The following is a 25257-nucleotide window of genomic DNA, read 5'->3' as shown; positions in this document are numbered from 1 at the left end:
AAAAGCCCGATCTTCACGGCGCAGCAGAATGCAGCATCTACAATTTTACATAAATGACTTTCCAAACATTGGAAACCTCCCTATATCGACCCACTTGAAAACGAATTCTACAGCATGGTCACCCGCGCAGTCGGCGGATATGTACGGCATCAACAACTGGGGAGCGGATTACTTCAGCGTATCCGATGCCGGCGAGGTCATTGTGCACCCGCACGGTAACGGCACCGGCGTTTCGCTGCGCCATATCGTGGACGGTCTCGTCGATCGCGGATTGGATATGCCGGTTCTGCTGCGTTTTTCCGACATCCTCGACTCCCGCATCAAACTCCTGCACGAAGGCTTCGGCCGGGCCATCAGCGAATTTGAATACCGGGGGAACTACCGCGGCGTCTACCCGATCAAGGTCAACCAGCAGCAGCAGGTGCTTGAAGAAATCACGGCATTCGGTGCCCGCTACCATCACGGCCTCGAAGCCGGCAGCAAACCGGAACTGATCGCGGCCCTCTCCTACATGCACGATCCCGAGGCCTACCTCATCTGCAACGGCTACAAAGACGAGGAGTTTGTCGACCTCGGCCTCTACGCCTGCAAAATGGGGCTCCAATGCATTTTCGTGGTGGAAACCCCCTCGGAACTTGAATTGATTATCGATCGATCAAAGATCCTGGATATACCGCCGAAAATCGGCGTCCGCCTGAAACTCTCCACCCAGGCTTCCGGACATTGGAACCACTCCGGCGGCGAGCGCAGCGTTTTCGGCCTTAACCCGTCGCAGGTATGCGATGTTGTCGACCGCCTGAAGGAAGCCGGCATGCTCGACTGCCTGCAGCTGCTCCACTATCACGTCGGATCCCAGATTCCCAACATCCGCGATATCCGCGAAGCCGTGGTGGAAGCCTGCCGGGTGTATATCGGCCTGGTCAAAGAAGGGGCGCCCATGGGCATTCTGGACCTCGGCGGCGGCCTGGCGGTTGATTATGACGGCTCGCAGGGCGACTCGGAAACCAGCCGGAATTATAATCTCGATGAATACTGCGTGGCGATTGTGGAAAACCTCGTCAGCACGCTGGCTGAAACCGACGTGCCCCACCCCGACATCGTCACGGAATCCGGGCGGGCGACCGTGGCCTATTATTCAGTTCTGCTCTTCAACATTCTCGATGAGAGCCGTTTCGAGATCAGCAACCTGCCCACCGAGCTCCCCGATAACGCCCACGAGCTGCTGCACAACCTGATGGCCGTGGTCAAAGTCGTCAACCTGCGTAATGCCCAGGAGTGTTTTCACGACGCCTTTTATTACCGCGACGAAATTCACGAACGCTTCAAACGCGGCGCCATGACCCTGCGCGACCGCGCAATGGCCGGCACCATTTTCTGGCATATCGTCACCCGGGTGGCCAAGCTGACCGAAGAGATGGAATACATTCCGAACGAGCTGCGTCAGCTGCCGGCCATGCTGGCTGATATCTACTACGGCAATTTCAGCCTCTTCCAGTCCCTGCCCGATGTCTGGGCGATCGATCAGCTCTTTCCCGTGATGCCGATTCACCGGCTCGAAGAAAAACCGACCCGCGAGGTTGTGCTGGCCGATATCACCTGCGACTGCGATGGAAAAATCGACCGTTTCGTCGGACAGCACACGACGCGCAACTCCCTGCCGCTTCATAATTTAACGGCCGAAGAATATTATCTGGGCGTCTTCCTCGTCGGCGCCTATCAGGAAACCCTTGGCGATCTGCACAACCTGCTCGGCGACACCAACGTCATCACCGTGGAAGTCGACCGCGAAGGACACCTGAACTATTCCCGCGAACTCGAAGGCGACTCCGTGGCCGATGTGCTCTCCTACGTGGAATATGATCCGAAAAATATGATCCGCCGCATTCGCAAGCTCGCCGAAACCGCCGTCCGCACCGAGGCCATCACCGCCAAAGAGCGCCGCCGCATTATGGATGCCTTTGAAAGCGGTATGCGGGGCTACACCTACTTTGAACGGTGAAGATAAGCGCCCACGGCCGCCACGACAACCAACAGCGCGCCCGTCAGTTCAAAACACTCTTCAACCGAACCGGCGATGCGGTTGACGGCATCGGACGGTTCAATCCCGAACGGTTCAAGTTTGCGGGATAGCCCGTCGATGGATTTGGCAAAAAACAACAGGCCGCCCGCCAGCAGCACAGTGCACGATGCCCCCGATCGGGCCTTCACCTTCTGGATAAAAGGTTTCAAATGATTTTTAACCAGAACAAACAGAGCGGCAATAATCACCGCCGTAATCACCAGCGCAATGAGTTTTTCCAGAATCGGCACGTCGGAACTGGAATAGAAGCGACTCTTGAAAATGCCCATCGTGGTAAAGCGCTTATCAAAATCCAGCTCACGCATCCCGAGCAGCATGGTCCCGGCCAACATGCTCCAGCGGTTGGGCGAACGCAACATCTTCAGAAAAATGAAAAAGGCGGCAACAAAATAGGAAATCCACGAAGCAGTTTCCACCCAACCCCCTTCATTCATCATTTTCCCATGAATCCCCGAGCCGACCAATTCTGAAAGAATTACAGCACCGACAGCTCCGGCCAACAGACCAATCCAGATATACAGGTATGATTTCATAATGAATTTCCTTTCGATCCTTTTCTCACAAATCACATCCTACCGACAACCTCTACCTCACACTTCCTTTTCTTAAAGGCGGGTTTGACGAAAAGACGCAAGACCAGTAGCTTCCGAACCCTGAAAACATGACCGGATTAATAGGATTATGAAATTTGACACCGCAGCCATACATATCGGCCAGGAGCCGGACCGCGAGACCGGAGCCGTCATTCCGCCCGTCTATCTGACCTCCACTTTCGCCCAGCTCGAACCGGGAAAGACCCGCGGCTATGACTACACGCGCTCGGGCAACCCGGCCTTCGACCGTCTCGGCGCCACACTGGCCCATCTGGAACAGGCGGAATATGCCACCGTTTTCGGTAGCGGTATGGCCGCCGTCAACGCCGTCATCTCCACCCTCTCCTCCGGTGACCACATCGTGGCGGAAGAAAACATCTACGGATGCACCTACCGCATCTACGACCAGGTCTTTAAAAAATTCGGCATCACCATTTCCTATGTCGATCTCTCCGACCCCGCCAACTATCCGGAGATCGGAAAACAGAAACCGGCGCTGGTCTGGATCGAATCGCCGACCAACCCCATGTTGAAAATCATCGATATCGAAGCCGTTGCCAACGCCGCACACGAAGCCGGCACAGAGCTGCTCGTCGACAATACTTTTGCCTCGCCCTTTTTCCAGAATCCGCTGGCCCTCGGGGCGGACATCAGCCTGTCGAGCACCACGAAATACATCAACGGGCACTCCGACTGCCTCGGCGGCGTGGTCTGCACCAATTCCGAAGACTGGAACGAAAAGATGATCTTCGCCCAGAAAGCCGTCGGCCTGAATCCGTCACCGTTCGACTGCTGGCTCATTTCGCGCGGCCTGAAAACCCTTGCCGTACGCATGAAGCAGCACCAGGAAAATGCGCTGAAAATCACCGATTTTCTCCAATCTCTGGAAGAAACCGACGCCGTGCGCTATCCGTTTCATCCGTCACATCCACAGTATGAACTCGCCAGAAAACAGATGCGCGGCGGCAGCGGCATCGTCACCGCCATCTTCAACCTCCCGTTCGAACAGGTCGTGAAACTGATCTCCAATCTCAATCTGTTTTCACTGGCGGAAAGCCTCGGCGGCATTGAATCCCTGATCTGCCATCCGGCATCGATGACCCATGCCTCGATCCCGAAAGCCGAACGCGAAGCGGTCGGCATCACCGATGGCCTCGTCCGCTTTTCCGTGGGCATCGAAGATGCCGACGACCTGATTGAAGATATCCAAACTGCACTTAAAAACCTTTAAAACCCATGCCGCAGGAAACCTTACGAAAAACTCCGCTTTGCCGGGCCGAAGATTTGGGAAAACCCATTCCCAACACCCCGCATGCCGTTGCCATGTGCCTGCCCCGCTGGCAGGATGTGATCGGTTACGAAGAAAAAAATCCGAAGACCATGGAAAAGCTGCATCTCGGCTATCCGCGTTTTTTTTATCATCCCCTGGTCGAGGCCGCCGTTCATAAATTCAGCAAACGGAGCGACGAATGTGCCCAGCTCTACACGACGCGCGATGCCGCGGAACGTTGCGCAGCCTATCTCTGGGTCAATGATCCGAGTGCTGAAATCAGTATTCGTAAAACGGACGGATCGGCGGTCCACCTGATCGCTTTTCCGAAAAAACTGGCCGCTCTGGCCAAAGCCTATTGGCAGCACGCCGGCGAAGGCATTTCGTCGCGCTGCGCCGAAGCCCTGCTCAACGGCATTCCGGCACCGGACGCCGACGCCGAAGCGGAAATCATTAAAAAGCGCATCGCTGAATTTTCCGGTGCGAAAGCGGAAGATATTTATCTGTTTCCTTCGGGCATGGCGGCCATTCACGCGGCCTATATTGCCGTGCGGAAAAACCGGCTCGATGCCCCGACCGCGCAGTTTGCCTTTCCCTATGGCGATACGCTGAAACTCCAGGAAAAGTTCAACCCGCACCGCGCCCTGTTTTACAACAGGGGCGATGCCGCCGATCTCGAACAGCTGGAAAAGGACCTCTCCGAATCAAGCATTAGCGGACTTTTCTGCGAGTTTCCCTCCAACCCGCTGCTGACCTGCGTCGACCTCGGAAAATTGCGAGAACTGGCGGATCAATTCCGTTTTCCCGTCATCATCGATGAAACCCTCGGTGCCTGCATCAACCAGAATACCCTGCCCGCCTCCGATATCTCCGCCATCAGCCTGACCAAATTTTTCTCCGGCACCAGCGATGTCATGGGCGGCGCCTTGATCCTGAACGAAGATTCGGATTTTTATCAGACCCTTCGCCGGGAACTGCGTACCATCTATGAACCGGAAGCATTCTACGGTGCCGATGTTATTCAGCTGGAAAAAGATTCCCGCGATTTTCGCGAACGGGTGGAAAAGACGAATCGCAACGCGCAGGCGCTCAGCGAATATCTGCACCGGCATCCGGCGGTGGATTCAGTTTTTTATCCGTCGCTGACCGACCGGGAAACCTACGATCAGTTCCGCCGCCCCGACGGCGGTTACGGCGGACTGCTTTCTTTCGTTCTGAAAGAACCTGAAAAGTACACCGAAGCGGTCTATGACCGCCTCGAAATCACCAAAGGTCCGAACCTGGGAACCAGCTTCAGCCTCTGCTGTCCCTTTGTGCTGATTGCCCACTACGATGAACTCGAATGGGCCGAAAAAGCAGGTGCATCGCGCTGGCTCATCCGCATTTCCATCGGCATTGAGGAGCCGGAGGATTTGATTGCGCGCCTCGAACGGGCACTGCCCTAGCCCTTTGGAATCTCCGGAATATAACAATAGGCCGGATCCGTTTTCTGCTTTTTCAGCGTATGCCGGATCTCTTTCCAGGTTTCGAAAAACGGGCGCATCGGCGGAAGATCGTCTTTAATCGCTTCACGCAGTTTCGGCAGATTATAGAACGGCACCCCGGCAAACATATGGTGCTCCACGTGGTAGTCCATATTCCAGTGCAGAAAGAGCGTGAACGGATCAACCTTGACCGAACGGCAGCACAAACGGAAATCCGGCGTATCGGGCTGCAGCCCCGCATGCTGCGGAATCGTCACCAGCCAGGCCAGCCAGGTGGCATAGGTCGGGAACGTGAAAAGCAACAGCAGAATCCAGTCCTGCAAATAGATGATTCCAGCCACAATCAGCAGGTGCCCCATGAGGACGATGCGGGCATAGGCGAAAACTTTTTTCCGATCTTTGGAACCTTCGGGAAACAGATAGTTTTCCCAATCTCCGCTCAATACACCGAAGGCATTGCGGATAATCTGCCAGTTGGTGCCGAGAAAACGGTCAACGTCAAACGTGTAATACCCAATCCATTGCCGCAGCGTGACTTTATAAGGAAGCGGAACCTCAAGATCCTGCTTGCAGTGCACGGTGGCCATGTGGTGCCGCGTGTGGCTGGCGCGGTATACATGAATATTCTTCCAGGTAAAAAAACCGATCAGTTTCAGGAAAAATTCATTCAGCACTTTCGTTTTAAACACAGTGCCGTGCGACAGTTCATGAATTCCGGCATGCTCACCCAGAAACGTGAAGCAGGTGCCATGAACAAACAGGGCCAGCAGTGTAAGGCTCCAGTGAAAATGATGTGCCGAATACCAGACCCCGAATCCGGTCGACAGTGACAGCAGAATCAGCGAAACAACATGAATCAACCCCTTGGCATCACTCCGCTCCATCAGTTTTTTCCGCAGCGCTTTATCAATGGGACTGCGATACCAGCAAACTTTTTCTTCAACGAGCTCAGGCATAACCGCCTCCTGTTTAAACGTGATCTCAATAAGGAAATACGTTTACACCGATCCTGAAATCCGGCTATATCCGCTCGGTGCATACTTATGTCTGATTCTGTCAAAAAATTAAATTTCGGCGCCTACGAAAACCCGTACTCCGGCAAGGGAATTGAATTCGAGCCGCGCGGCATCACAGCCTCTTCGGAACTGCCGACGCTGCATGAAGCCGGCTATATTCCGGGCAATACCAACTGGAACTTTCCCAATGTACTCAGTCCATTCTGGCGGCTCTATTACAACTTCGACCCCGGTCATCACATCCAGCTCGAAAACCGGATCTATGACCTGAAACCCGACCGGGTACTGCTTATTCCGGATCATGTCCTGTTTCACTGCATCGGCGAGCAACCCACCCGCAACCTGTGGCTCCATTTTTCGTTGGGAAAACGCCTCACCGCCCAACAGCAGATTCCGGTCATCCTCAAACCGACCGACCTCCAGTTACAGCTGATTCACAATCTTGCCGAAGAAATTGCCGAGGGCACTTCCGGCACAAACCGTATTTTTCACCGCAGCCTGGCCCTCATCCACCTCTGCATCAGCCACCGCGACATCAACTGGGCTCCGCCGCTGCCCGGAAGACTCCAGACTGTGATTCGTTACATCAATGAACATATGGCGGACAAATTGCCGAACGAACTGCTCGCCGCAAACGCCGGCATCAGCATCGAAACCCTGTGCCGCCTTTTCAGCAAATACCTGCACACCTCGCCGGCCCGTTACGTCAACCAGATCCGCATCAGCCGCGCAGGACATCTGCTCGAACATTCCGATCTCTCCATCGACCAGATTGCCGAACTCACCGGATTCCCCAACCGCGCTTATTTCAGCCGGGTTTTCAAACAGGTCAGCACGCTTGCACCGGCAGAATTCCGCGAGCGGAAACTGACCCACCTCAGCCTGTATAAACATTAGTTTGCAAAACGCGGCACCGGCAGGTATGTAGCGTCATCATTTTACAGGAGTTGAATATGTCAAAGGTTTTGATCATCGGAGCGGGCGGAGTCAGTGGCGTAGTGGTGCACAAATGCGCCGCGCTTCCGGAGGTGTTTTCTGAAATCATGCTGGCGAGCCGTACGCAGTCAAAATGCGAGGCCATTGCCGCACAGCTGGACCGCCCGATCCAGACGGCGCAGGTCGATGCCGACAACGTGCCGGAACTGGTGGAACTGATTAAAAGCTTCGGTCCCGAGCTGGTCATCAACGTGGCACTTCCCTATCAGGATCTGCACATTATGGACGCCTGTCTCGAAACCGGCGTGCACTATCTCGATACCGCAAACTATGAACCCGAAGACACGGCCAAGTTTGAATACAAATGGCAGTGGGCCTATCACGACCGTTTTAAAGAAGCCGGTCTCATGGCCCTGCTCGGTTCCGGATTCGACCCCGGCGTCACCTCGGTTTTCTGCACTTACATCCAGAAACACTATCTTGATGAAATCCACACTATCGACATCATCGACTGCAACGCCGGTGACCATGGTTATCCCTTCGCCACCAACTTCAACCCGGAAATCAATATCCGCGAAGTCACCGCCAAGGGCCGCTACTGGCAAAACGGCGAATGGATCGAAACCGACCCGCTTTCCGTGAAACACGCCTTCGAGGTACCGGAGGAAATCGGAAATCTGAATATCTACCTGATGTATCACGAGGAACTCGAGTCGCTCGGAAAACATATAAAAGGGTTGAAACGCGCACGCTTCTGGATGAGCTTCGGCGATGCCTACCTCAAACACCTCGAAGTGCTCGGCAATGTCGGTATGACCCGCATCGACGAAGTGGAATTCAACGGGCAGAAAATCATTCCGCTGCAGTTCCTCAAAACCCTCCTCCCCGATCCCGCTTCGCTCGGCCCGCGTACCAAAGGTAAAACGTGGATCGGCTGCCAGGTTAGCGGCATCAAAAACGGACAGTCCAAAACCGTCACCATCTACAACACCTGCGACCATCAGGAATGCTATGCCGAAGTGCAGTCGCAGGCCATCTCCTACACCACCGGCGTGCCCTGCATGATCGGCGCAAAAATGCTGCTGGAGAATAAATGGACCGGCGACGGCGTCTTTAACATTGAGCAGATGGACCCCGATCCGTTCATGGATGACCTCAACAAATACGGCCTGCCCTGGAAGGTCATCGAGGGTGCCGTGGCTGAGCTCGATTGATGGATATTAAAACGCCAGCCTTCCTCGTGGACGAGGATCTCGTTCGAAAAAACTGCGAGATCCTTGTTTCCGTAAAGCAACAGACGGACTGCAAAATCCTGCTCGCCCTGAAAGGCTTTGCCCTCTGGCCGATGTTTCCAATGATTGGAAACTATCTCGACGGCGTATGCGCCAGCTCGCCGTGGGAAGCGCGGCTCGGCCGCGAAGAATTCGGCAAAGAGGTTCACGCCTACGCCGCCGCCTATTCCGAAGCCGATTTCGCAGAACTGCTGACGCTCTGCGATGAAATCGACTTTAATTCATTTCATCAGCTTAATCGCTTCCGAACCGCCGGCAACTCAGACATAAAGTTCGGCTTACGCATCAACCCCGAATGCTCCACGCAGGACCCGGCCCATGCCATCTACGATCCCTGCGCCCCCCAATCCCGCCTCGGTATCCGCCGCAAGGATTTTAAAGAACAGGACCTGACCGGCATTTCCGGCCTCCATTTTCACACCCTGTGCGAGCAGAATGCCGACGACCTGGAAACCACGCTGAAAGCGGTTGAAGAGCAGTTCGGCGATCTGCTTCCGAAAATGGAATGGGTCAATTTCGGCGGTGGACACCACATTACGCGCGACGACTACGACATCGACCTGCTCGTCAAACTGATCAACGACTTCAAAGCCCAATATGATGTGCAGGTCATTCTTGAACCCGGCGAGGCCGTCGCCCTGAATGCCGGCGTACTGGTGACCACCGTGCTGGATGTCATCGACAACGACGGCGCGATTGCGATCCTCGACATCTCCTGCACCTGCCATATGCCCGACGTGCTGGAAATGCCCTACCGCCCCGAAATTGAAAATGCCGCGCTTCCCGGGGCCAAACCCTACACCTATAAGCTGGCCGGGCTCAGCTGCCTCGCTGGCGATATCATCGGCGACTACTCCTTCGACGAACCGCTTCAGATCGGCGACCGGCTGATCTTCAACGACATGGCCCACTATTCCATGGTGAAAACCACCTTCTTCAATGGCATTCAGCACCCCGACATCGCGGTGCAGCGCGGTGACCGGATCGAGGTCCTGCGCGAATTCGGCTATGCCGACTACCGCGCTAGACTGGCTTAAACAGCATCAGGAATTCATCAACGGCTTCTTCGAGCTCCTCGCGGATCAGAAATTCCTTTTCATCGATGCTCCAGCAGTCATAAATCCCGTCGATAAAGATATAGATATGCCGCGCAGCATGTGCGGGGCTGATTTCAGCACGCACCTCGCCGTTGTCTTTCAGCCGGATCAACGCCTTTTCCAAAGACTGGATTGAGTGCTGCTGATCCTTTTTTGCGTTGATCCAGAACTCCTTGAAATCATCGATATATTCCATGCGCGAAAACATCGTCATCATGAACTTATGCATGTCACGATCATCAAAGAAAAGGCGCAGCCGTTCCAGGATCACTTCGCGCAGGTCGTCCAACGTCTGAACAGAGTCATCGCTCCAGATTTCCGGATTGAAGTGCCGCGAATTGGTGATCTCAGCACTGAGTTGAAGAAACAGATCGACCTTATCTTTGAAATGGTGGTAGACCGCACCGCGCGTCACACCGGCGGCCTGACCGATATCTGTCAGCGTCGAACGGCTGACCCCTTTTTTATAAAACACCTTGAGGGCGGCTTTGAGGATCGCCGCCCGTGTCTTATCTGCGTCTTCTTTTGTACGTCTCATATTCTTTTCACAAGTTTAGGGTATAACCGATAAAATCGTCCAGCGACCGGTAGTAGTCAAGTTTTTCGTAGAGCGCCTGGCCCGCCTTATTTTCAACACCGGTCAACAGATCAATCCGCTTTGCTCCGCTCGCTTTTGAATATGCTCTGGCTTTATTCATAAGCGAGCGGGCAATGCCGTTTCCGCGAAACGCTTCTTTTACGTAGAGGTCGTATAGAATCTGAATCTTGATCGCATCCACCGAACAAAACGAGGGATAGAGCTGAACAAAACCAACCGCCTCCCCACCTTCAAAAGCCAAAAAAATCGCCGATTCATCATTTACGATACGTTGACGGATATACGATTCCGCCAGCGCCGGATTTTTCGGTTGGTCATAAAACTGCCGATATAAATCAAACAGCTTTGCCGCATGCAGAATATGATCTGTCGTTGCCTGTATGATCATCATTCTCGCCCTTCTCCTGAAACGCCGCGGGTAAGCTCGCTTAAAAACTCTCCGGCCAGCGCGATGTATCTTTCGACACCGCTCTCATCCATGGCATAGGAGACGGATGGTCCGGCTGTGGCAATGGAGTCCCAAACGCCCCGGTTGATCATAAACACTTTCCGCGCATCGGCGATGGCCAGTACAAGAGACGCAAAACTCTCGGCGCCATTACTCGGTTCCTCCGGCGTAAGCCGCCATTGAATACGGCCGCCCAGCCGATCTATTTTCCATGGAAGCCCAACCCGATCCACCTGCTCCTGCAGTCCATGCTGCAGTTTTTTCCCCAGCTCATCCACCCGCTGTCCTGCTTCAGGCGTAAAAATCTCCGAGAGCCCAGCACGGGCGGCGGCCAGGGACAAGGCATTGCCGTAGAGGGTGCCGCCAACAGCCAGCCCATGAGCGTCGTTGACCTCTTCCAGGCCCGGGTCATGGTCGCGGTGGTCCCAGAGTACGGCTGCAATCCGGTCCGTCATGCCGTATACCCCGATCGGCACACCGCCGGCGATCCCCTTGCCGCCGGTAAGGATATCCGGTTCGATATTAAAGAAGGAGGTTCCTCCGCCGTGGACCGCAAACTGAACATGCGTTTCATCCACGATGAACACTGCGCCGGCGGCCCGCACTTCTGTATTGAGCGCCTCGACAAATTCAGGCGTCGGCTTAACCAGTCCGCAGTTGGTCAGTGCCGACTCCATAATAACCGCAGCAACATCTCCGCGCGCAAGCCGGTCCCGAAGCGCTTGGGGGTCATTGTACGGAATCATATCGGTGCCCTGTGCACTGGCGGGGTCCAGACCACTCAGGTCCGCATCCATGCCGCCCTGCTCGTTACGAGACCACAAGGTCTGATCCAGATGCCCATGATACTTGCCATCGAAAATCAGAATCGTCGAACGGCCGGTAGCCACACGGGCAATACGAAGCGCATCGGCGTTGGCCCCGCTTGCCGAGAGCGTGAATTGCCATTGCGGCAGACCAAACCGCTCGCGAAGCAAGCGGCACACTTCGACTGAGTCAGGTACCGGAAGCAGAAAATGATTTCCCAGCAAAGCCTGGTTCTGTATGGCACGAACAATCGGCTCCGGCGCAAACCCGGCCGGCATGGCCAGATCACAGGCATTGAAATCCAGATAGGTATTTCCATCCAGATCCTCAAACTCGGCACCGCGGCCCCGGACGGCCACCACCGGCGCATGCCGATAAAGCGACCGCATCCATGCCATCGGCACGCCGCCGGGCATCGATTGTTCTGCATCGGCAAGCCACTCGGCTGAACGCGGAGTCCGTTCGCTGAAAAACTCAAGCTCCCGGCCGATGATCTCGCGGGCGCGCTCAACCAGCGCGGGATCCACGTGAGGATTTGTTGTTACAGGATTCATCTTCATTTCTTTTGATTCCATCTCAGCTAAATTCCGGCAACGCGGTTCACGCCGTCATGCGTTAACAGCGGACCGTAATGCTGTGGTCGGCGATCCCTGAAGAATCCCCAGCCCGAGCGAAAATCGCGCATCGCTTCAAAATCAAATTCAGCGGTCCAGACCCCTTCGGTCTCACGATCAGCATCGACGACCAGCGCGCCGGTTTCATCGGCAATGAACGAACGGCCGAAGAAGGTCATTTCAATATCCTCATCACGCTCCGTTCCAATGCGATTGGAAGCACAAACCGGCACCAGGTTGGCCGCCGCATGACCGATCTGCGTTCTTCTCCAATGATCAGACGAGTCGTAGTCAGGCATCCGCGGTTCGGAACCAAGCGCCGTCGGGAAAAACAGGATATCGGCTCCCATGAGCGCCATATTGCGGGCGGTTTCCGGAAACCACTGATCCCAGCAGATGGCAACCCCGACGTTCCCGTACGCCGTGTCCCACACCTTAAAGCCGAGATCGCCCGGCGCAAAATAATATTTTTCTTCATAGCCCGGGCCCTGCGGAATATGGATTTTCCGATAGACCCCCATCATCGTTCCGTCCGCATCCATCATCGCAACCGAGTTATAGGTCGCTTTGCCGGCGCGCTCAAAAAAGCTGATAGGCAGGACCACCTTCAGCTCTTTGGCCAACGCGGCAAAGCGAGCCAGAAACAGGTCCGCGAGCGTGGCTTCGTGGGCATCAGCAAAATATTCATATTTCTGAAGTTTACAAAAATAGGGCCCTTCAAAAAGCTCCTGTAGCAGGATGATCTGCGCACCCTGCGCCGCCGCCTCGCGCACCATTTTTTCAGCTTTATCAATATTTGCTTCGAAATCTTCGCCGCAGGTCATTTGGGTTACGGCTACAGTGACTTTACTCATTTTCAAATTCTCCAATTCAGGATGGGGTTTAATTCTCAAACCAGCCGACGGGTCCCGGTTCCAGATTAATGTTAATCTGCTTCACTTCGGTATATTCATCGAATCCGTAGGTGCCGAGATCGCGGCCGATGCCGCTCTGTTTATAACCGCCCCACGGCGCTTCGCTGTACGTCGGGTGGTAGCAGTTGATCCAGGTAATGCCCGCGCGCAGCTTTTTGATAAAGTTCAGCGCCCGCGCACCGTTTTCCGAAAAGACCCCGCCGGCGAGGCCGTAGATCGAATCGTTGGCCAGGCGCACCGCGTCTTCATCGTCGGTAAACTTTTGAACCACAAGCACCGGTCCGAAGATTTCCTCCTGCACAATACGCATATCCGGTGTCGTGTCGGTAAAGACGGTCGGTGCAACAAAAAAGCCTTTGCTCAGCTCGCCCTCAGTCAGACGCATACCGCCGCACCGCAGCGTTGCCCCCTCCTGTTTCCCGATTTCTATATAGCGGAGCACCTTTTCCATGTGCGCTTCCGAAATCATGGCCGCCATTTCCACACCCTCGGCATCGCCCGGAGCCACCTTTATTTTTTCGGCACACGCAACGAGTTTTTCCACGAACTCATCGTGAATACTCTCCTGCAGCAGCAGGCGCGATCCCGCGGAGCAGACCTGACCCTGGTTGGCAAAGATGGCAAACAGCGCCCAGTCCACCGCAGCCTCCATGTCGGCATCTTCAAACACCACGCACGGCGATTTACCGCCGAGCTCGAGGGAAATCTTTTTCAGGTTGCCCGTAGCGGCCGTCATAATTTTCCGGCCCGTCGCTGTCCCGCCGGTGAAAGCAATCTTGTCAATGTCCGGATGTTCGGCCATACGTGCTCCGACCGCCGGACCGGCTCCCATCACGAGGTTGGCCACGCCCTTCGGGAATCCGGCTTCTTCAATCAGTTCAAACAGACGCACCGCCGAAAGCGGGGTCAATTCCGCCGGCTTGAAAATAATGCAGTTGCCCGCTGCCAAAGCCGGCGCAATTTTCCACGTGGCCATCAGCAGCGGATAGTTCCACGGCACAATCAGGCCGACCACGCCGATCGGCTCACGCACCGTCATCGCCTGCATAGGATCGGCCACGTCGTAGGTCTGGCCCATCGGCTTCGTACAGAGTCCGGCATAATAGCGGAAACAGGCCGACGTATCCGCTACATCATACTCCGTTTCGCGCAGCGGTTTTCCATTATCGCGCATCTCCAGTTCCGCCAGCTCCCCGGCATTCGCATCCACCAGATCAGCCAGCTTAAACAGCAGGGCCGCCCGCTCCTGCGCCGGAGCGGAACCCCACGGTCCGTTATAAAACGCTTCCTTCGCCGCTTCGACGGCTTTATCGACATCCGCCGCCGCACCTTCCGCCACCGCTGACAGAACTTCACCGTTCGCCGGATTAATCGACTCACGCGTTTCACCGGAAAGGGCTTCCACCCATTCCCCGTCAATAAACATCTTCTTCACATCACTCATCGTTATTCTCCTTTGAATGCTTCCTGATAAATCCGCCTCGCATCATCCAAGACAATCGCATTGGGATTCACCTCCAGCAGCCGCGTCACACCCATCACCGCTTCGGCCATCGACTCCAGATCGCTCTCCGGAATCCCGGCGTCATCAAGCGACATCGGCAGGCCGATATTTTTTTTAAGCACCTGCACCGCCGGTACAAATGCCCCGGGATCGCGCGCGCCGCAGAAGGCTTCGGCAAGATCCGCAAAACGCTCCTCATTCCCCGCGAAATTATGTTTCAGCACCGGCGCGAGCATCAGCGCATTGGCCATGCCATGCGGCGTGTGGTACCGTCCGCCCAGCGGATACGCAAAAGCATGAATCGCTGTGACACTTGCGTTGGTGAAAGCCAGCCCCGCAAAAAAACTCGCCATCAGCATCCCCTCACGCGCCGCCAGATTTTCCGGTTCGCAGCACGCTTTCTCCAGCCACCGGGCAATCAGGCCCAGCGCCCGGAGTGCCATGCCGTCGCTGTACGGATTACGGCGTTTGGAAAGATAGGCTTCCGTAGCGTGGCAAAAGGCATCGATGCCGGTTGTGGCGGTGATACGCTTCGGCATCGATACCGTGAGTTCCGGAACCAGAAAAGCCATGTGTGGCAGAATATGATTTGAAACCACCGCCTTTTTCATCTGCTCTGCAGTATCGGTCAGAATCGAAATATTCGTCGCCTCGGATCCCGTACCGGCCGTTGTGGGAATAATAAACAGCGGCGCGCAGCGTTTCGGCACCCGGTCCGTCCCGACCATTTCCTCAACCTTCCGATCATTGGAAAGCGCAGCAGCCACCACTTTCGCAGCATCAATCGGACTGCCGCCGCCCATCCCGATCACGGCATCCGCGCCGAATGCTTTCGCCTGCGCAATCATTTCGGTGACCTGCTCCATCGAGGGATCGCCTTGCGTTTCATTAAACACCGCGACATCGCGGCCCTTTTCCGCAACCGCCTTCATGGCGGCAAAGCCGTCCGTCCGGGAAACATGCGGACCCGTGACAATAAAGACGCGCCTGGCACACACCTGCGCAAGTGTAGTACCGAGGGCCTCCAGCGCATCGGAGCCGCAGAAAATTTCCGGCATGGGAATCAGATGCATGCGACGGCCTCCAGCGCTTCTTCAATAATTTTAAGTCCGCGCTCGATCTCCTCTTCGGTTACCACCAGCGGCGGAATGCAGCGCAGCACATTTCTGCGCATTCCGCAGCTGAGCAGCAGCAGATTGCGCTGATACACTTCCTTCAGAATTTTACCCGGCAAGGCGGTGTCCGGCCGCTCCCCGTCCATCAGCTCGATCCCGATCATCAGGCCGCGGCCGCGCACATCCCCGATGCAGGGATATTTTTTCTGCAGCGCCTTCAGCCCGGCCATCAGCTGCGCCCCGCGTTCCATCGCATTCTCGACCAGCTTTTCATCGATCAGCGTTTCAATGGTCGCGGCCGCCGCCGCCGCGGCCATCGGGTTGCAGGCATAGGTTCCGCCGTGCGTTCCCGTAATCCATTTTTTACCCAGCTCGGCTTTGTAGGCGATACCGGAGATCGGCATCCCGGAACCGAGCCCCTTCGCCATGGTCATGATGTCCGGCGTCACGTCATCATAGGTATGGGCGAACATTTTTCCGGTACGCCCGAACCCGGTCTGAACTTCGTCACAGATCATCATAATGCCGTGTTTATCGCACAGATCGCGGAGCCCCTGGAGATAGCCTTTGCTTGCGGGCAGATAGCCCCCTTCGCCCAGCACCGGTTCCACCACTATCGCCGCCGTTTCTTCCGGCGCGGTTTGCGTGGAGAGCAGCAGTTCCAGTTCGGCCAGCGCGTAAGCGGTTTCTTCCTCTTCCGTACGGCCGGAGGCATAGGCATACGGGTACGGGGCGACATAGATGCCCGCCGGAAGGTTCGGATATTTCAGGCGATAAACCGTTTTGCTGGTCGTCATGGCCATCGTCAGATGCGTGCGGCCGTGAAAGCTTCCGTGCAGCACAATGATATTGGGTTTTCCGGAGGCATGCTTGGCCAGCTTAACGGCACCCTCGACCGCTTCCGCCCCGCTGTTGGAAAAGAAGTAGGTATCCAGTGCTTCGGGCATCACGCGTTTGAGTTGCGCACAGAGTTTGGCAACAGGCTCGTTGTAGACAATATTGATCTGCGCGAAGATCAGCTTATCCGCCTGTTCCTTGATCGCCGCAATCACACGGGGATGACAATGGCCGGTGCTGTTGACTCCGATTCCACTGGTGAAATCGAGCAGGGTTTTACCTTCGGTGGTATAGAGTTCAGAGCCCTTCCCGCCGGTGATGATATGATCGGTGGCGTGGGAATAAACGGTGGATAGGTCGGAATAATCTGCAAGTTCTGTCATGGATTGGTTCTCCATTGAAATAGATTTAAATTGCGGGTTGCTGCTGGGTACAGCAGTGGATGCCGCCGCCGCCGTAAAAATTGGCCGCATTTTCGGGCATATCGATTATTTTGCGGTCCGGGTAGAGCGCTTTGAAAATCTCAACAGCAAGTTCATCCACCGGATCATTGAACACCGGAACAAAGACCGCGCCGTTTGCAATGTAGTAATTTACATAGCTGCACGAGATACGGCGGTCCCCCTCAATCCATAGCGACGGCTGCGGCATACGGATGACTTCAATCTTCCGGTCTTTTGCATCGGTCTGGCTTTCGAGGTAGGCCATGTTCTGCTCAAAGCGACTGTAGTTGGGGTCGTTCTTATTTTCGGTGGAGAGGTGCATCACTTTTCCGGGGGCTACAAAACAGGCAATCACATCAATATGTCCATCGGTTTCATCCTGCTCATACCCTTCGTCGAGCCAGATCACTTTTTCCACGCCGAGGTAATCGCAGAGAATCTGTTCCACCTCCTCTTCCGTATGTTCCGGGTTGCGGTTATCATTCAGGATGGTCGAGCGGGTGCAGAGCACCGTGCCTTCGCCGTCCACATGAATCGCACCGCCTTCGTTGAAAATAGGCGCATCGTAGCAAGGCACATCCAACTGCCGGCATACCCGCCGGGCCAGCTTTTTGTCCGACTCCCAATTCGCCACATCGAGATCGCCCCAGCCGTTAAAGTTCCAGTTCACTCCAGCCAGGCCGCCGTCTTTATGCAGCACAAACGACGGACAGGTGTCGCGCGTCCAGGCGTCGTCAATTTCGCATTCAACGATCTCAACGCCCTTGCCGAGAAAGCGCTCCGCTTCCTCCCGCGCCTGCGGCGGTACGAGCATTTTAACCGGTTCAAACTCGCTGACGGAGTTGGCCAGCGTGGCAATAGAATGCTTGCCCTCACGGTGATGGCCGCGCCAGGCGATCTTGTCATACGGCCAGGCCATCCAGCAGGCTTCATGCTTATGCCATTCCGCCGGCATATAATATCCATCCGACTTCGGTGTTTTTACTTTCTCTTCTGTAAACATTATTTTCTCCAAATCAGTGTACTTGCATTTTCGACATGGTGCTGAGCACCACCGTTCCGAGCACAATCAGGCTCATTCCTACAATGGCCGGGCCGTCCGGAATCTGGCGATAGAAGACCATGGACAGCACTGAAATCAGCACCATCCCGACGCCCGACCAAATGGCAAATGCCGGACCAATAGGCAGCACCTTCATGCAGTATGTGAACAGCCCCATCGTAAGTGCATAAAGGCCGATCACGGCAGCCATCCGGAACGGACGCCGAAGACCATCCAGTTGCTTTGCCATCAGCGAGGCGGCAACATCTGCCAGCATAGACAGGAATAGAATGAACCAACCTAATTTCATCTTAGATCTGGTCCTTGATGGCTTCTTCCATGATCTCGACGGTTTTATCGAGCAGCTCATACGGCACGGTCAGCGCCGGCTCAATGCGGATGGTCTGGGCATTGTTGAGCGTACCGCCGGTGAGGACGCCGCGCTTGAACATGCCGGCCACAACGTGATAGCCCACCTCACCGTCAACAAACTCAATGCCGATCAGCAGGCCTTTGCCGCGGACTTCTTTGATCATGCCCGGATACCTGTCCTTCAGCTCATTGAGCTTTCCGGTCATGTAGATGCCTTTTTCAGCAGACTGTTTCGGCGTATCTTCTTCGAGCATCACGCCGATGGCGGCCAGGGCCGAGGCGCAGGCGATCGGGTTGCCGCCGGTGGTGGTGGTGTGCATGAACGGGTTGGGCTCCATGCATTCCCAGATCTTGGCTGTGGACATGAAGCCGCTGCACGGAACCACACCGCCGCCGAGCGCTTTGCCGAACGCCATAATGTCGGGCGCAACGTCCCAGCAGTCGACCCCGAATATTTCGCCGACGCGGCCGAAACCGGTCTGCACTTCATCGGCGATGAGCAGCACGCCGTAGCGGTCGCACATTTCACGCAGACGCGGCCAGTAGTCATCCGGCGGCACAATGGCACCGGCTTCGCCCTGTACCGGCTCAACAATGATGCCGGCAATATCGTCGCCGACCGTCGCGGCTTTCATCAGTTCAATTTCCATGGCATCGGCATCGCCGTACGGCGCATATTTCACGTTTCCAAGGAGTGGAAGCAACGGCTTGCGATAGACGGATTTACCCATCACCGAAAGCGAGCCGGCGGTTTTACCGTGGAAGCTGCCGATGGTGGAAATGAAGCCGGATTTACCGGTATAAAGCTTGGCCAGTTTCAGGGCGCCTTCAACGCCTTCGGTACCGGAGTTCGCAAAGAAGCCGTACTGAATATCACCGGGCGTCAGTTCGCCGAGTACCCGGCCGAGCTGGGCGCGCAGCGGGTCGAGCAGTTCCTGCGAATACTGCGGAGAGCGGTGCAGCTGAGCGTTGACCGCTTCCACCACTTTCGGATGGCGGATACCCAGGCTGTAGAGGCCGTAGCCGCCGAGCATGTCGATGAATTCACGGCCGAGCATATCGGTGATGATGGAGCCCTGACCCGACCATTCGGTCATGGCGAAGTCGCCGGCGATGGTGGCGGATTTACGGTATTCGAGAAAGCCCTTGTTGATGTGGTCCCGGAAGTTTTCAACGGTCTTCGTTGAGATCTCCTCTTTGACCTGCTGGGTCAGCTCAGTTTTTCCCGAGATGATGTTGTTGATCCATTGTACTTCAGCTTTAGCGTTTTCAATATTTCTTGGCATGTTATTTCTCCTTAAAGGTTTTGTTTAAAATCGGGTAATGGGCCGGGCCGGATCACCCGGCGGAATCGGGGTGTAGGCGCAGTCCTGTCTTTGAAGGTTCCAGATCATTCAGTGAATCTCCCCGCCGTTTTTAGCTGTAAACTTCTGCATGACGAGCACCAGCACAATGGTCAGCACCATGATGATGGTGGAGAGCGCATGGATCTCCGGCGTGATGCCGCGCTTGAGCGCCGAATAGATGAACAGCGGCAGCGTGGTCGACTTGGGGCCGGCCGTGAAAAAGCTGATCACAAAGTCGTCGAGCGACAGCGTGAAGGCCAGCATCGCCCCCGCAATGATGCCCGGTTTGAGCAGCGGCAGAAGCACCTTGAACAAAACGCGCTTGTGATCGGCATACAAATCATAAGCCGCCTCTTCCACATCGTGCCCGATCACTTCCAGCCGCCCGCGCACCACCAAAGCCACAAACGAAATCTGAAAAGTAACGTGACCGACAATCATCGACGGCATGCCCAGCTCAAATAATCCTGTGAAATGACGGATCACGCTGAAGGCAATCACAAGCGCAACGGCAAAGATGATATCCGGTGTAACCACCGGCAGATGCAGCAGTGTATCGAGCTTGCGCATGGTTTTCTTTTTCCACGGAAAACGGTACATCCCGATCGCCAGCATCGTGCCGAGGACGGTGGAGATGATCGTCGAAACCACCGCGAGCAGCAGCGTATTCCACGCGGCTTTGAGGATGACCTCGTTGTGGAACATCTGTCTGTACCAGTCGAACGTGAAACCGTCCCACGTCAGGCCGAACTTATTGGCGTTGAACGAGAACATTGCGACGCAGAGCAGCGGAATGTAGAGGAAGATAAAAATCAGTCCCGAGTTGATGACATGTCCTGTGGAGCAGCGGTTCATTTCAGGCCTCCTTCTTGAGTTCACGACGGCGCGAAGCCATCAGGGCCGAGAGAGTCAGCAGCATCAGCACCAGACTGAGTGCCGCACCGAGCGGCCAGTTCCGGGACGTTCCGAACTGCTGCTGAATCAGATTGCCGATCAGCATATAGCGCGACCCGCCGAGCATGTCCGGCACCACAAACATTCCCATCGCCGGAACGAGCGTGAGCGTGATGCCCACCGAAAGGCCGGGCATCGTCTGCGGCAGAATGGCATGGCGGAAAACGCGCCACCGGCCGGCATAGAGATCGTGCGCGGCTTCAACCAGCGCCCAGTCCATTTTTTCTACGGCCGTATAGAGCGGCAGCGCCACAAACGGCAGAAACATCGAGATCATACCGAGATACACCGCAAAGGTGCTCGGATAGAGCGGCTGGCCGGGATCGATCGCGCCGATATTCTGCAGCAGCTGGGCCAGCGGCATGTTCGGGGCCAGCGCCAGAAACCACGCATAGGTGCGGATCACCAGGTTGGTCCAGAAAGGAATCAGCAGCAGCGCCAGCCAGATGGTGCGCGTTTTGTCCGGACGGCTCGCCAGAAAAAAGGCGAGCGGATACGAAAGTACGACACACAGAAACGTCGTCACCACCGCCACAACAATACTGCGCCAGACAATCAGAAGATTATCCGCCGACCACCCGAAGAAACCAAAGCCGGCCAGCTGCTTCATATTTTCCCAGGTAAAGGTCCACTCAATCTGACCGTAGTCGCCACGCGTGGTAAAACTCACTACAAACAGCGCAAGACACGGAATCACGAGAAAAATCAGCGACCAGACGAATCCGGGCGAAATAAAACTGAAGGCGCGCCGTGAGAGAGTTTTCTTTTTGACCAATCCGCCGTGAAAAACGGTATAGCTGTTGTCCGGCCTGGACGGTGCTTTTTTTTCTGCGTCAATCATTGAGTATCACCACCGATTGTTCCGGAACGTTAACCATCACTTCTTCACCTTTCCTGAACGGTTGAACGGATTCAGTTTCCACCTGCAATCCGTTGTTCAGAAACAGCTCCTGATAACAGCCGCGATAGAGCGAAGTTTCGACTTTTCCCCTGAACGTACAGGCTGCAGCATCTGTGGTGACGCTCATATTTTCCGGCCGTACCGTGACGGTTCCTTTGTGCCACGGAACACGGTCGGCCACCGACCAGTCGCCGTAGGGCGTTCTGATCATGCTGTCGGAAACCTTTTCGGCTTCGATAAAGTTCTGGGTCTGGAGGAAGTCGGCCACAAACTTAGATTGAGGCCGGTCGTAGACCTCGCGGACGCCGCCCATCTGCGCGACTTCCCCGACATTCATGACGGCCATACGGTCGGAAACCGTGAGGGCTTCATGCTGGTCGTGCGTCACCATGATAAAAGTTTTTTCGAGGCGCTGCTGAATCTGGCGCAATTCAATCTGCACCTGTACACGGAGTTTGGCATCAAGCGCAGACATCGGTTCGTCGAGCAGCAGCAGCTCCGGCTCGTTGGCCAGAGCGCGGGCCAGCGCCACCCGCTGACGCTGCCCTCCGGACATCTGATCCGGCTTGCGGTCGCCGAACCCCTCCAACTGTACGAGGTCGAGCATTTCCCTGGCTTTGGCCAGGGCCTCGGCTTTCGGCACCTTACGGGAAATCAGGCCGAAGCAGATATTCTCGGTCACGGTGAGGTGCGGGAAAAGCGCATAGCTCTGGAAGACGGTATTCACCGGGCGCTCGTTGGCCGGCTTCCAGGTGATCGACTCGCCGCCGAGCATCACCATCCCGCTGTCGGCCATCTCCAGGCCGGCGATCACGCGCAGCAGCGTGGTTTTTCCGCAGCCGGACGGCCCGAGCAGGGTGAAAAACTCGCCGGTCTCCACCTTGAGATCGACATATTTCAAAGCCTGCACCTCGCCGTAGTTTTTACAGACTGCAAATACCTTCAGGTCCATGATTTCGTCTCCTTAAATTCCTGCGACGCGGTTGACGCCGTCGTGGGTTAAAAGCGCGCCGTAATACTGCGGGCGGCGGTCGCGGTAAAAGCCCCAGCCCGACCGGAAATCGCGCATGGCTTCAAAATCAAATTCCGCCGTCCAGACGCCTTCGGTCTCGCGGTCGGCATCGGCGACCAGCGCGCCGGTTTCGTCGGTAATGAACGAGCGGCCGTAAAACGTCATTTCAACATCTTCGTCGCGCTCGGTTCCGATTCGGTTGGAAGCACAGACCGGAACGAGGTTCGCCGCGGCGTGGCCGATCTGCGTGCGGCGCCAGTGGTCGGATGAATCATAACCGGGAACGCGCGGTTCGGAGCCGATCGCGGTCGGATAGAGCAGCAGGTCGGCCCCCAGCAACGAAAGGCTGCGCGCGGTTTCCGGATACCACTGGTCCCAGCAGATGCCGACGCCGATTTTGGCGTAGGCCGTATCCCAGACTTTAAAGCCGAGGTCGCCCGGCGCAAAATAGTATTTCTCTTCGTAACCCGGGCCCTGCGGAATGTGCATCTTGCGGTAGACACCCATCATCGTTCCGTCGGCATCCATCATCGCCACCGAGTTATAGGTTGCTTTGCCGGCGCGCTCGAAAAAGCTGACCGGCAGCACCACCTGCAGCTCTTTCGCCAGATCCGAAAAGCGCTTCAGCAGCGGATCATCAAGCGTCGCTTCGTGGGCGTAGGAAAAATATTCATATTTCTCCAGCTTGCAGAAATAGGTCCCTTCAAAGAGCTCCTGCAGAAGAATAATCTGTGCGCCCTGCGCCGCGGCTTCCCGCACCAATTTTTCCGCCTTATCCACATTGGCGGAAAAATCCTCGGAACAGGTCATCTGGGTTACGGCTGTTTTTACTTTGCTCATAGCTCGTGCTCGATGGAATTTCTGATCCACAGATTTCACGGATTAGTTGGCTTTCTTCAGGTGTACTAATCCGTGGGAATCTGCGTAATCTGTGGATCGTTATGGGTTGGTTAGCGGGTTTTGATCATTTTCCAGAGTTCGCCGTACATGGCGGTATTCGCGCCGGCATCGAGAATGAACTCCAGTTTCTTTTCGGTGGCTGCGTCCGGATAGATGGACGGGTTTTCAATCAGTTCCTTGTCGATCAGCGGAAGCGACGCTTTGTTCGGCGTGGCAAACGCGATGTAGTTGGAAAGCTGCGCACCGTTTTTCGCGTCCAGGATGAAATTAATGTATTTGTAGGCCAGTTCCTTGTTCGGCGCTTTTTTGGTGATGCACATGCTGTCGCACCAGGCCGCTGTTCCCTCCTTCGGAATGGCATAAGAGAGGTGATCGTTTTCTTTAAAGTTGGCGAAAGCGTCGCCGCTGTAGCAGAACGACATATCGAGCGTGCCGGCCTGTACCTTGGAAAAACCGCCGACGTTCGCATCGAAACCGGAATAACCTTTTTTCTTCTTCGCTTTGATCAGCAGCTGAGCAGCTTCCATCAACTCTTTCTTATTGGTCGTATTCATGGAATACCCCAGATACGTCAGCGCAATACCGGTCATTTCGCGCTCGGAATCAAAGAGCGAAAAGCGGGTTGAATCATCCGCTTCCAGAATCGCTTTCCAGGAATCAATTTTACCGAATTTTTCGGTGTTGTAGATCAGGCCGACGGTACCCCACTGGTACGCCACCGAATATGTGTTTCCCGGATCGAAGCCCGGCGAGGTAAACGTATCGGTCAGATTTTTAATGTTCGGAATTTTGGAGTGGTCGAGCTCTTCGAGCAGGCCAAGCTGAATCATCGACGGCAGGATGTAGTCCGACGGAAAAACCATGTCATACTGGGAAAGGCCGCCGGCCTGCAGCTTGGCCACCATCTCTTCACAGTTTTCATAGTTCGTTTCAATGACCTTGCAGTCATACTTTTCTTCAAATGCTTTCGTCAGCTCCGGCTCAGTGTATTCCGACCAGATGTAGATGTTCAGTTCTTCCTTGGCGGCTGCCGAGCCGGCCAGAAGAGCTCCGAGGGCAAGGGCTCCATATTTCATATTCATTTCAATCTCCATGTTGGTTTAAGATTCCGGGGCGCGCCCCGTTCAAATAGTATCCGTGCATCCTTGCCGACCCATACGCACACCTCGTGCCACCGGAATGGTTTTACAACTCATCAACTGACTCCAGCACATCGCTTTCACATACACTGCAAGGCATTACGAAATACTAAATACATTCATACCTGTATGTATATGGCCCAATCTCTTACATTCATATATGTATGTATATGCACTTGCTCACTACGTTTTTGTTTCTTATTCGGCTTGTCACCGCAGCTCCGCAACACAGATTCTGCCCTTCGGTATACTTCCAAAGCCTAGAAACCAGCCGTTTTACAGGACCTCTTTTCAGCATCACCGATCTCGGGGCTTGATTCATCGCGCGGATTTTTCATGAAAGAACCTGAAGCTCCCGGCCCATAATCGATTTTTACAGGTTAATCTCTATTTCCAGTCATGAACCATTCCGCACAGCATTTCCATCTACAGGCTGTGACAATTTTGAATCCCTTAGAGTATTACTCGACATATTCGGAGTATTACTGGTTGGATATATTTAATTTGTAAACGTGCATCCATTTCATTCTGAAGTGCTTAGGA

Annotated in this window: 23 protein-coding genes; 6 read left to right on the top strand and 17 right to left on the bottom strand. The window is 55.2% G+C overall.

Annotated features, from left to right (window positions below):
- Positions 1-139: 139 nt before the first annotated feature.
- Positions 140-1999, top strand: coding sequence for a biosynthetic arginine decarboxylase (gene speA, locus P9H32_RS10095; RefSeq protein ID WP_322608777.1), 1860 nt, complete (start codon positions 140-142; stop codon positions 1997-1999).
- Here the strand turns inward: speA and P9H32_RS10090 are convergent.
- On the bottom strand, positions 1984-2613 hold the full coding sequence (locus tag P9H32_RS10090) for a hypothetical protein (protein WP_322608776.1): 630 nt from the start codon (positions 2611-2613) through the stop codon (positions 1984-1986). The genes speA and P9H32_RS10090 overlap by 16 nt on opposite strands.
- Before the next feature lie 148 nt (positions 2614-2761).
- Between P9H32_RS10090 and P9H32_RS10085 the strand changes: the two genes are divergently transcribed.
- A complete protein-coding gene (locus tag P9H32_RS10085; protein ID WP_322608775.1) occupies positions 2762-3904 on the top strand; it encodes a trans-sulfuration enzyme family protein in 1143 nt (380 codons plus the stop codon).
- 53 nt (positions 3905-3957) lie between these two features.
- Positions 3958-5388 carry a PLP-dependent transferase gene (locus P9H32_RS10080; protein ID WP_322608774.1) on the top strand — a complete coding sequence of 477 codons (1431 nt, stop codon included), beginning with the start codon at positions 3958-3960 and terminating at the stop codon, positions 5386-5388.
- On the opposite strand, the gene P9H32_RS10075 is transcribed toward P9H32_RS10080, so the two are convergent.
- Positions 5385-6383 (bottom strand): fatty acid desaturase, encoded by a 999-nt coding sequence (locus tag P9H32_RS10075; protein WP_322608773.1) that lies wholly within the window; start codon positions 6381-6383, stop codon positions 5385-5387. The two genes, P9H32_RS10080 and P9H32_RS10075, sit on opposite strands and share 4 nt — an antisense overlap.
- A gap of 87 nt (positions 6384-6470) precedes the next feature.
- Here P9H32_RS10075 and P9H32_RS10070 point away from each other — a divergent pair, with 87 nt between their 5' ends.
- Genes P9H32_RS10070 through nspC form a run of 3 tightly spaced genes read left to right on the top strand, consistent with a single transcriptional unit; the run spans position 6471 to position 9708 of the window.
- Entirely contained in the window at positions 6471-7340 is an 870-nt protein-coding gene (locus tag P9H32_RS10070) for an AraC family transcriptional regulator (protein WP_322608772.1), read from the top strand.
- A gap of 56 nt (positions 7341-7396) precedes the next feature.
- Positions 7397-8593: a saccharopine dehydrogenase family protein gene (locus P9H32_RS10065; protein WP_322608771.1), complete on the top strand. Its 1197-nt coding sequence runs from the start codon at positions 7397-7399 to the stop codon at positions 8591-8593.
- Positions 8593-9708 (top strand): carboxynorspermidine decarboxylase, encoded by a 1116-nt coding sequence (nspC, locus tag P9H32_RS10060; RefSeq protein ID WP_322608770.1) that lies wholly within the window; start codon positions 8593-8595, stop codon positions 9706-9708. Before P9H32_RS10065 ends, nspC begins: the two co-directional genes overlap by 1 nt.
- Here nspC and P9H32_RS10055 read toward each other — a convergent pair.
- The 15 genes from P9H32_RS10055 to P9H32_RS09985 form a co-directional block, all read right to left on the bottom strand.
- Positions 9695-10306, bottom strand: a complete 612-nt coding sequence (locus P9H32_RS10055) for a TetR family transcriptional regulator (RefSeq protein ID WP_322608769.1) — start codon at positions 10304-10306, stop codon at positions 9695-9697. The genes nspC and P9H32_RS10055 overlap by 14 nt on opposite strands.
- A gap of 7 nt (positions 10307-10313) precedes the next feature.
- The gene (locus P9H32_RS10050) at positions 10314-10757 is read right to left on the bottom strand and encodes a GNAT family N-acetyltransferase (RefSeq protein WP_322608768.1); all 444 of its coding nucleotides are present in this window, start codon (positions 10755-10757) and stop codon (positions 10314-10316) included.
- Positions 10754-12175 carry an aminotransferase class III-fold pyridoxal phosphate-dependent enzyme gene (locus P9H32_RS10045; protein WP_322608767.1) on the bottom strand — a complete coding sequence of 474 codons (1422 nt, stop codon included), beginning with the start codon at positions 12173-12175 and terminating at the stop codon, positions 10754-10756. The genes P9H32_RS10050 and P9H32_RS10045 overlap by 4 nt, the downstream gene beginning before the upstream one ends.
- A 26-nt stretch (positions 12176-12201) precedes the next feature.
- Entirely contained in the window at positions 12202-13089 is an 888-nt protein-coding gene (gene aguB / locus P9H32_RS10040; protein WP_322608766.1) for an N-carbamoylputrescine amidase, read from the bottom strand.
- Positions 13090-13117: 28 nt separating this feature from the next.
- On the bottom strand, positions 13118-14593 hold the full coding sequence (locus tag P9H32_RS10035; protein WP_322608765.1) for an aldehyde dehydrogenase family protein: 1476 nt from the start codon (positions 14591-14593) through the stop codon (positions 13118-13120).
- Positions 14594-14595: 2 nt separating this feature from the next.
- Entirely contained in the window at positions 14596-15726 is a 1131-nt protein-coding gene (locus P9H32_RS10030; protein WP_322608764.1) for an iron-containing alcohol dehydrogenase family protein, read from the bottom strand.
- Complete coding sequence (locus P9H32_RS10025) at positions 15717-16988, bottom strand: aspartate aminotransferase family protein (protein WP_322608763.1); 1272 nt, start codon at positions 16986-16988, stop codon at positions 15717-15719. Before P9H32_RS10025 ends, P9H32_RS10030 begins: the two co-directional genes overlap by 10 nt.
- Before the next feature lie 25 nt (positions 16989-17013).
- The gene (locus tag P9H32_RS10020; protein WP_322608762.1) at positions 17014-18051 is read right to left on the bottom strand and encodes an agmatine deiminase family protein; all 1038 of its coding nucleotides are present in this window, start codon (positions 18049-18051) and stop codon (positions 17014-17016) included.
- Positions 18052-18064: 13 nt separating this feature from the next.
- Positions 18065-18400: a DMT family transporter gene (locus P9H32_RS10015; protein WP_322608761.1), complete on the bottom strand. Its 336-nt coding sequence runs from the start codon at positions 18398-18400 to the stop codon at positions 18065-18067.
- 1 nt (position 18401) lies between these two features.
- Positions 18402-19748, bottom strand: a complete 1347-nt coding sequence (locus tag P9H32_RS10010) for a putrescine aminotransferase (RefSeq protein WP_322608760.1) — start codon at positions 19746-19748, stop codon at positions 18402-18404.
- 108 nt (positions 19749-19856) lie between these two features.
- Positions 19857-20663 (bottom strand): ABC transporter permease, encoded by an 807-nt coding sequence (locus P9H32_RS10005; RefSeq protein WP_322608759.1) that lies wholly within the window; start codon positions 20661-20663, stop codon positions 19857-19859.
- Position 20664: 1 nt separating this feature from the next.
- On the bottom strand, positions 20665-21603 hold the full coding sequence (locus P9H32_RS10000; protein ID WP_322608758.1) for an ABC transporter permease: 939 nt from the start codon (positions 21601-21603) through the stop codon (positions 20665-20667).
- On the bottom strand, positions 21596-22615 hold the full coding sequence (locus tag P9H32_RS09995; protein ID WP_322608757.1) for an ABC transporter ATP-binding protein: 1020 nt from the start codon (positions 22613-22615) through the stop codon (positions 21596-21598). Before P9H32_RS09995 ends, P9H32_RS10000 begins: the two co-directional genes overlap by 8 nt.
- A gap of 12 nt (positions 22616-22627) precedes the next feature.
- Entirely contained in the window at positions 22628-23515 is an 888-nt protein-coding gene (gene aguB / locus P9H32_RS09990) for an N-carbamoylputrescine amidase (RefSeq protein WP_322608756.1), read from the bottom strand.
- 110 nt (positions 23516-23625) lie between these two features.
- Positions 23626-24657: a polyamine ABC transporter substrate-binding protein gene (locus P9H32_RS09985; RefSeq protein ID WP_322608755.1), complete on the bottom strand. Its 1032-nt coding sequence runs from the start codon at positions 24655-24657 to the stop codon at positions 23626-23628.
- Between the last annotated feature and the right edge of the window lie 600 nt (positions 24658-25257).

Source organism: Pontiella agarivorans (assembly GCF_034531395.1).
In the GTDB taxonomy this organism is placed as follows: Bacteria; Verrucomicrobiota; Kiritimatiellia; order Kiritimatiellales; family Pontiellaceae; genus Pontiella; species Pontiella agarivorans.
The sequence above is the reverse complement of the archived record's forward strand: the minus strand, read 5'-3'. Positions and strand labels throughout refer to the sequence as shown.

What these genes read in the sequence shown, in the direction of transcription:
- speA (WP_322608777.1), top strand. Translation starts at nt 140, where the DNA reads ATGTACGGCATCAACAACTGGGGAGCGGATTACTTCAGCGTATCCGAT.
- P9H32_RS10090 (WP_322608776.1), bottom strand. Translation starts at nt 2,613, where the DNA reads ATGAAATCATACCTGTATATCTGGATTGGTCTGTTGGCCGGAGCTGTC.
- P9H32_RS10085 (WP_322608775.1), top strand. Translation starts at nt 2,762, where the DNA reads ATGAAATTTGACACCGCAGCCATACATATCGGCCAGGAGCCGGACCGC.
- P9H32_RS10075 (WP_322608773.1), bottom strand. Translation starts at nt 6,383, where the DNA reads ATGCCTGAGCTCGTTGAAGAAAAAGTTTGCTGGTATCGCAGTCCCATT.
- P9H32_RS10070 (WP_322608772.1), top strand. Translation starts at nt 6,471, where the DNA reads ATGTCTGATTCTGTCAAAAAATTAAATTTCGGCGCCTACGAAAACCCG.
- P9H32_RS10065 (WP_322608771.1), top strand. Translation starts at nt 7,397, where the DNA reads ATGTCAAAGGTTTTGATCATCGGAGCGGGCGGAGTCAGTGGCGTAGTG.
- nspC (WP_322608770.1), top strand. Translation starts at nt 8,593, where the DNA reads ATGGATATTAAAACGCCAGCCTTCCTCGTGGACGAGGATCTCGTTCGA.
- P9H32_RS10055 (WP_322608769.1), bottom strand. Translation starts at nt 10,306, where the DNA reads ATGAGACGTACAAAAGAAGACGCAGATAAGACACGGGCGGCGATCCTC.
- P9H32_RS10050 (WP_322608768.1), bottom strand. Translation starts at nt 10,757, where the DNA reads ATGATGATCATACAGGCAACGACAGATCATATTCTGCATGCGGCAAAG.
- P9H32_RS10045 (WP_322608767.1), bottom strand. Translation starts at nt 12,175, where the DNA reads ATGAATCCTGTAACAACAAATCCTCACGTGGATCCCGCGCTGGTTGAG.
- aguB (WP_322608766.1), bottom strand. Translation starts at nt 13,089, where the DNA reads ATGAGTAAAGTCACTGTAGCCGTAACCCAAATGACCTGCGGCGAAGAT.
- P9H32_RS10035 (WP_322608765.1), bottom strand. Translation starts at nt 14,593, where the DNA reads ATGAGTGATGTGAAGAAGATGTTTATTGACGGGGAATGGGTGGAAGCC.
- P9H32_RS10030 (WP_322608764.1), bottom strand. Translation starts at nt 15,726, where the DNA reads ATGCATCTGATTCCCATGCCGGAAATTTTCTGCGGCTCCGATGCGCTG.
- P9H32_RS10025 (WP_322608763.1), bottom strand. Translation starts at nt 16,988, where the DNA reads ATGACAGAACTTGCAGATTATTCCGACCTATCCACCGTTTATTCCCAC.
- P9H32_RS10020 (WP_322608762.1), bottom strand. Translation starts at nt 18,051, where the DNA reads ATGTTTACAGAAGAGAAAGTAAAAACACCGAAGTCGGATGGATATTAT.
- P9H32_RS10015 (WP_322608761.1), bottom strand. Translation starts at nt 18,400, where the DNA reads ATGAAATTAGGTTGGTTCATTCTATTCCTGTCTATGCTGGCAGATGTT.
- P9H32_RS10010 (WP_322608760.1), bottom strand. Translation starts at nt 19,748, where the DNA reads ATGCCAAGAAATATTGAAAACGCTAAAGCTGAAGTACAATGGATCAAC.
- P9H32_RS10005 (WP_322608759.1), bottom strand. Translation starts at nt 20,663, where the DNA reads ATGAACCGCTGCTCCACAGGACATGTCATCAACTCGGGACTGATTTTT.
- P9H32_RS10000 (WP_322608758.1), bottom strand. Translation starts at nt 21,603, where the DNA reads ATGATTGACGCAGAAAAAAAAGCACCGTCCAGGCCGGACAACAGCTAT.
- P9H32_RS09995 (WP_322608757.1), bottom strand. Translation starts at nt 22,615, where the DNA reads ATGGACCTGAAGGTATTTGCAGTCTGTAAAAACTACGGCGAGGTGCAG.
- aguB (WP_322608756.1), bottom strand. Translation starts at nt 23,515, where the DNA reads ATGAGCAAAGTAAAAACAGCCGTAACCCAGATGACCTGTTCCGAGGAT.
- P9H32_RS09985 (WP_322608755.1), bottom strand. Translation starts at nt 24,657, where the DNA reads ATGAATATGAAATATGGAGCCCTTGCCCTCGGAGCTCTTCTGGCCGGC.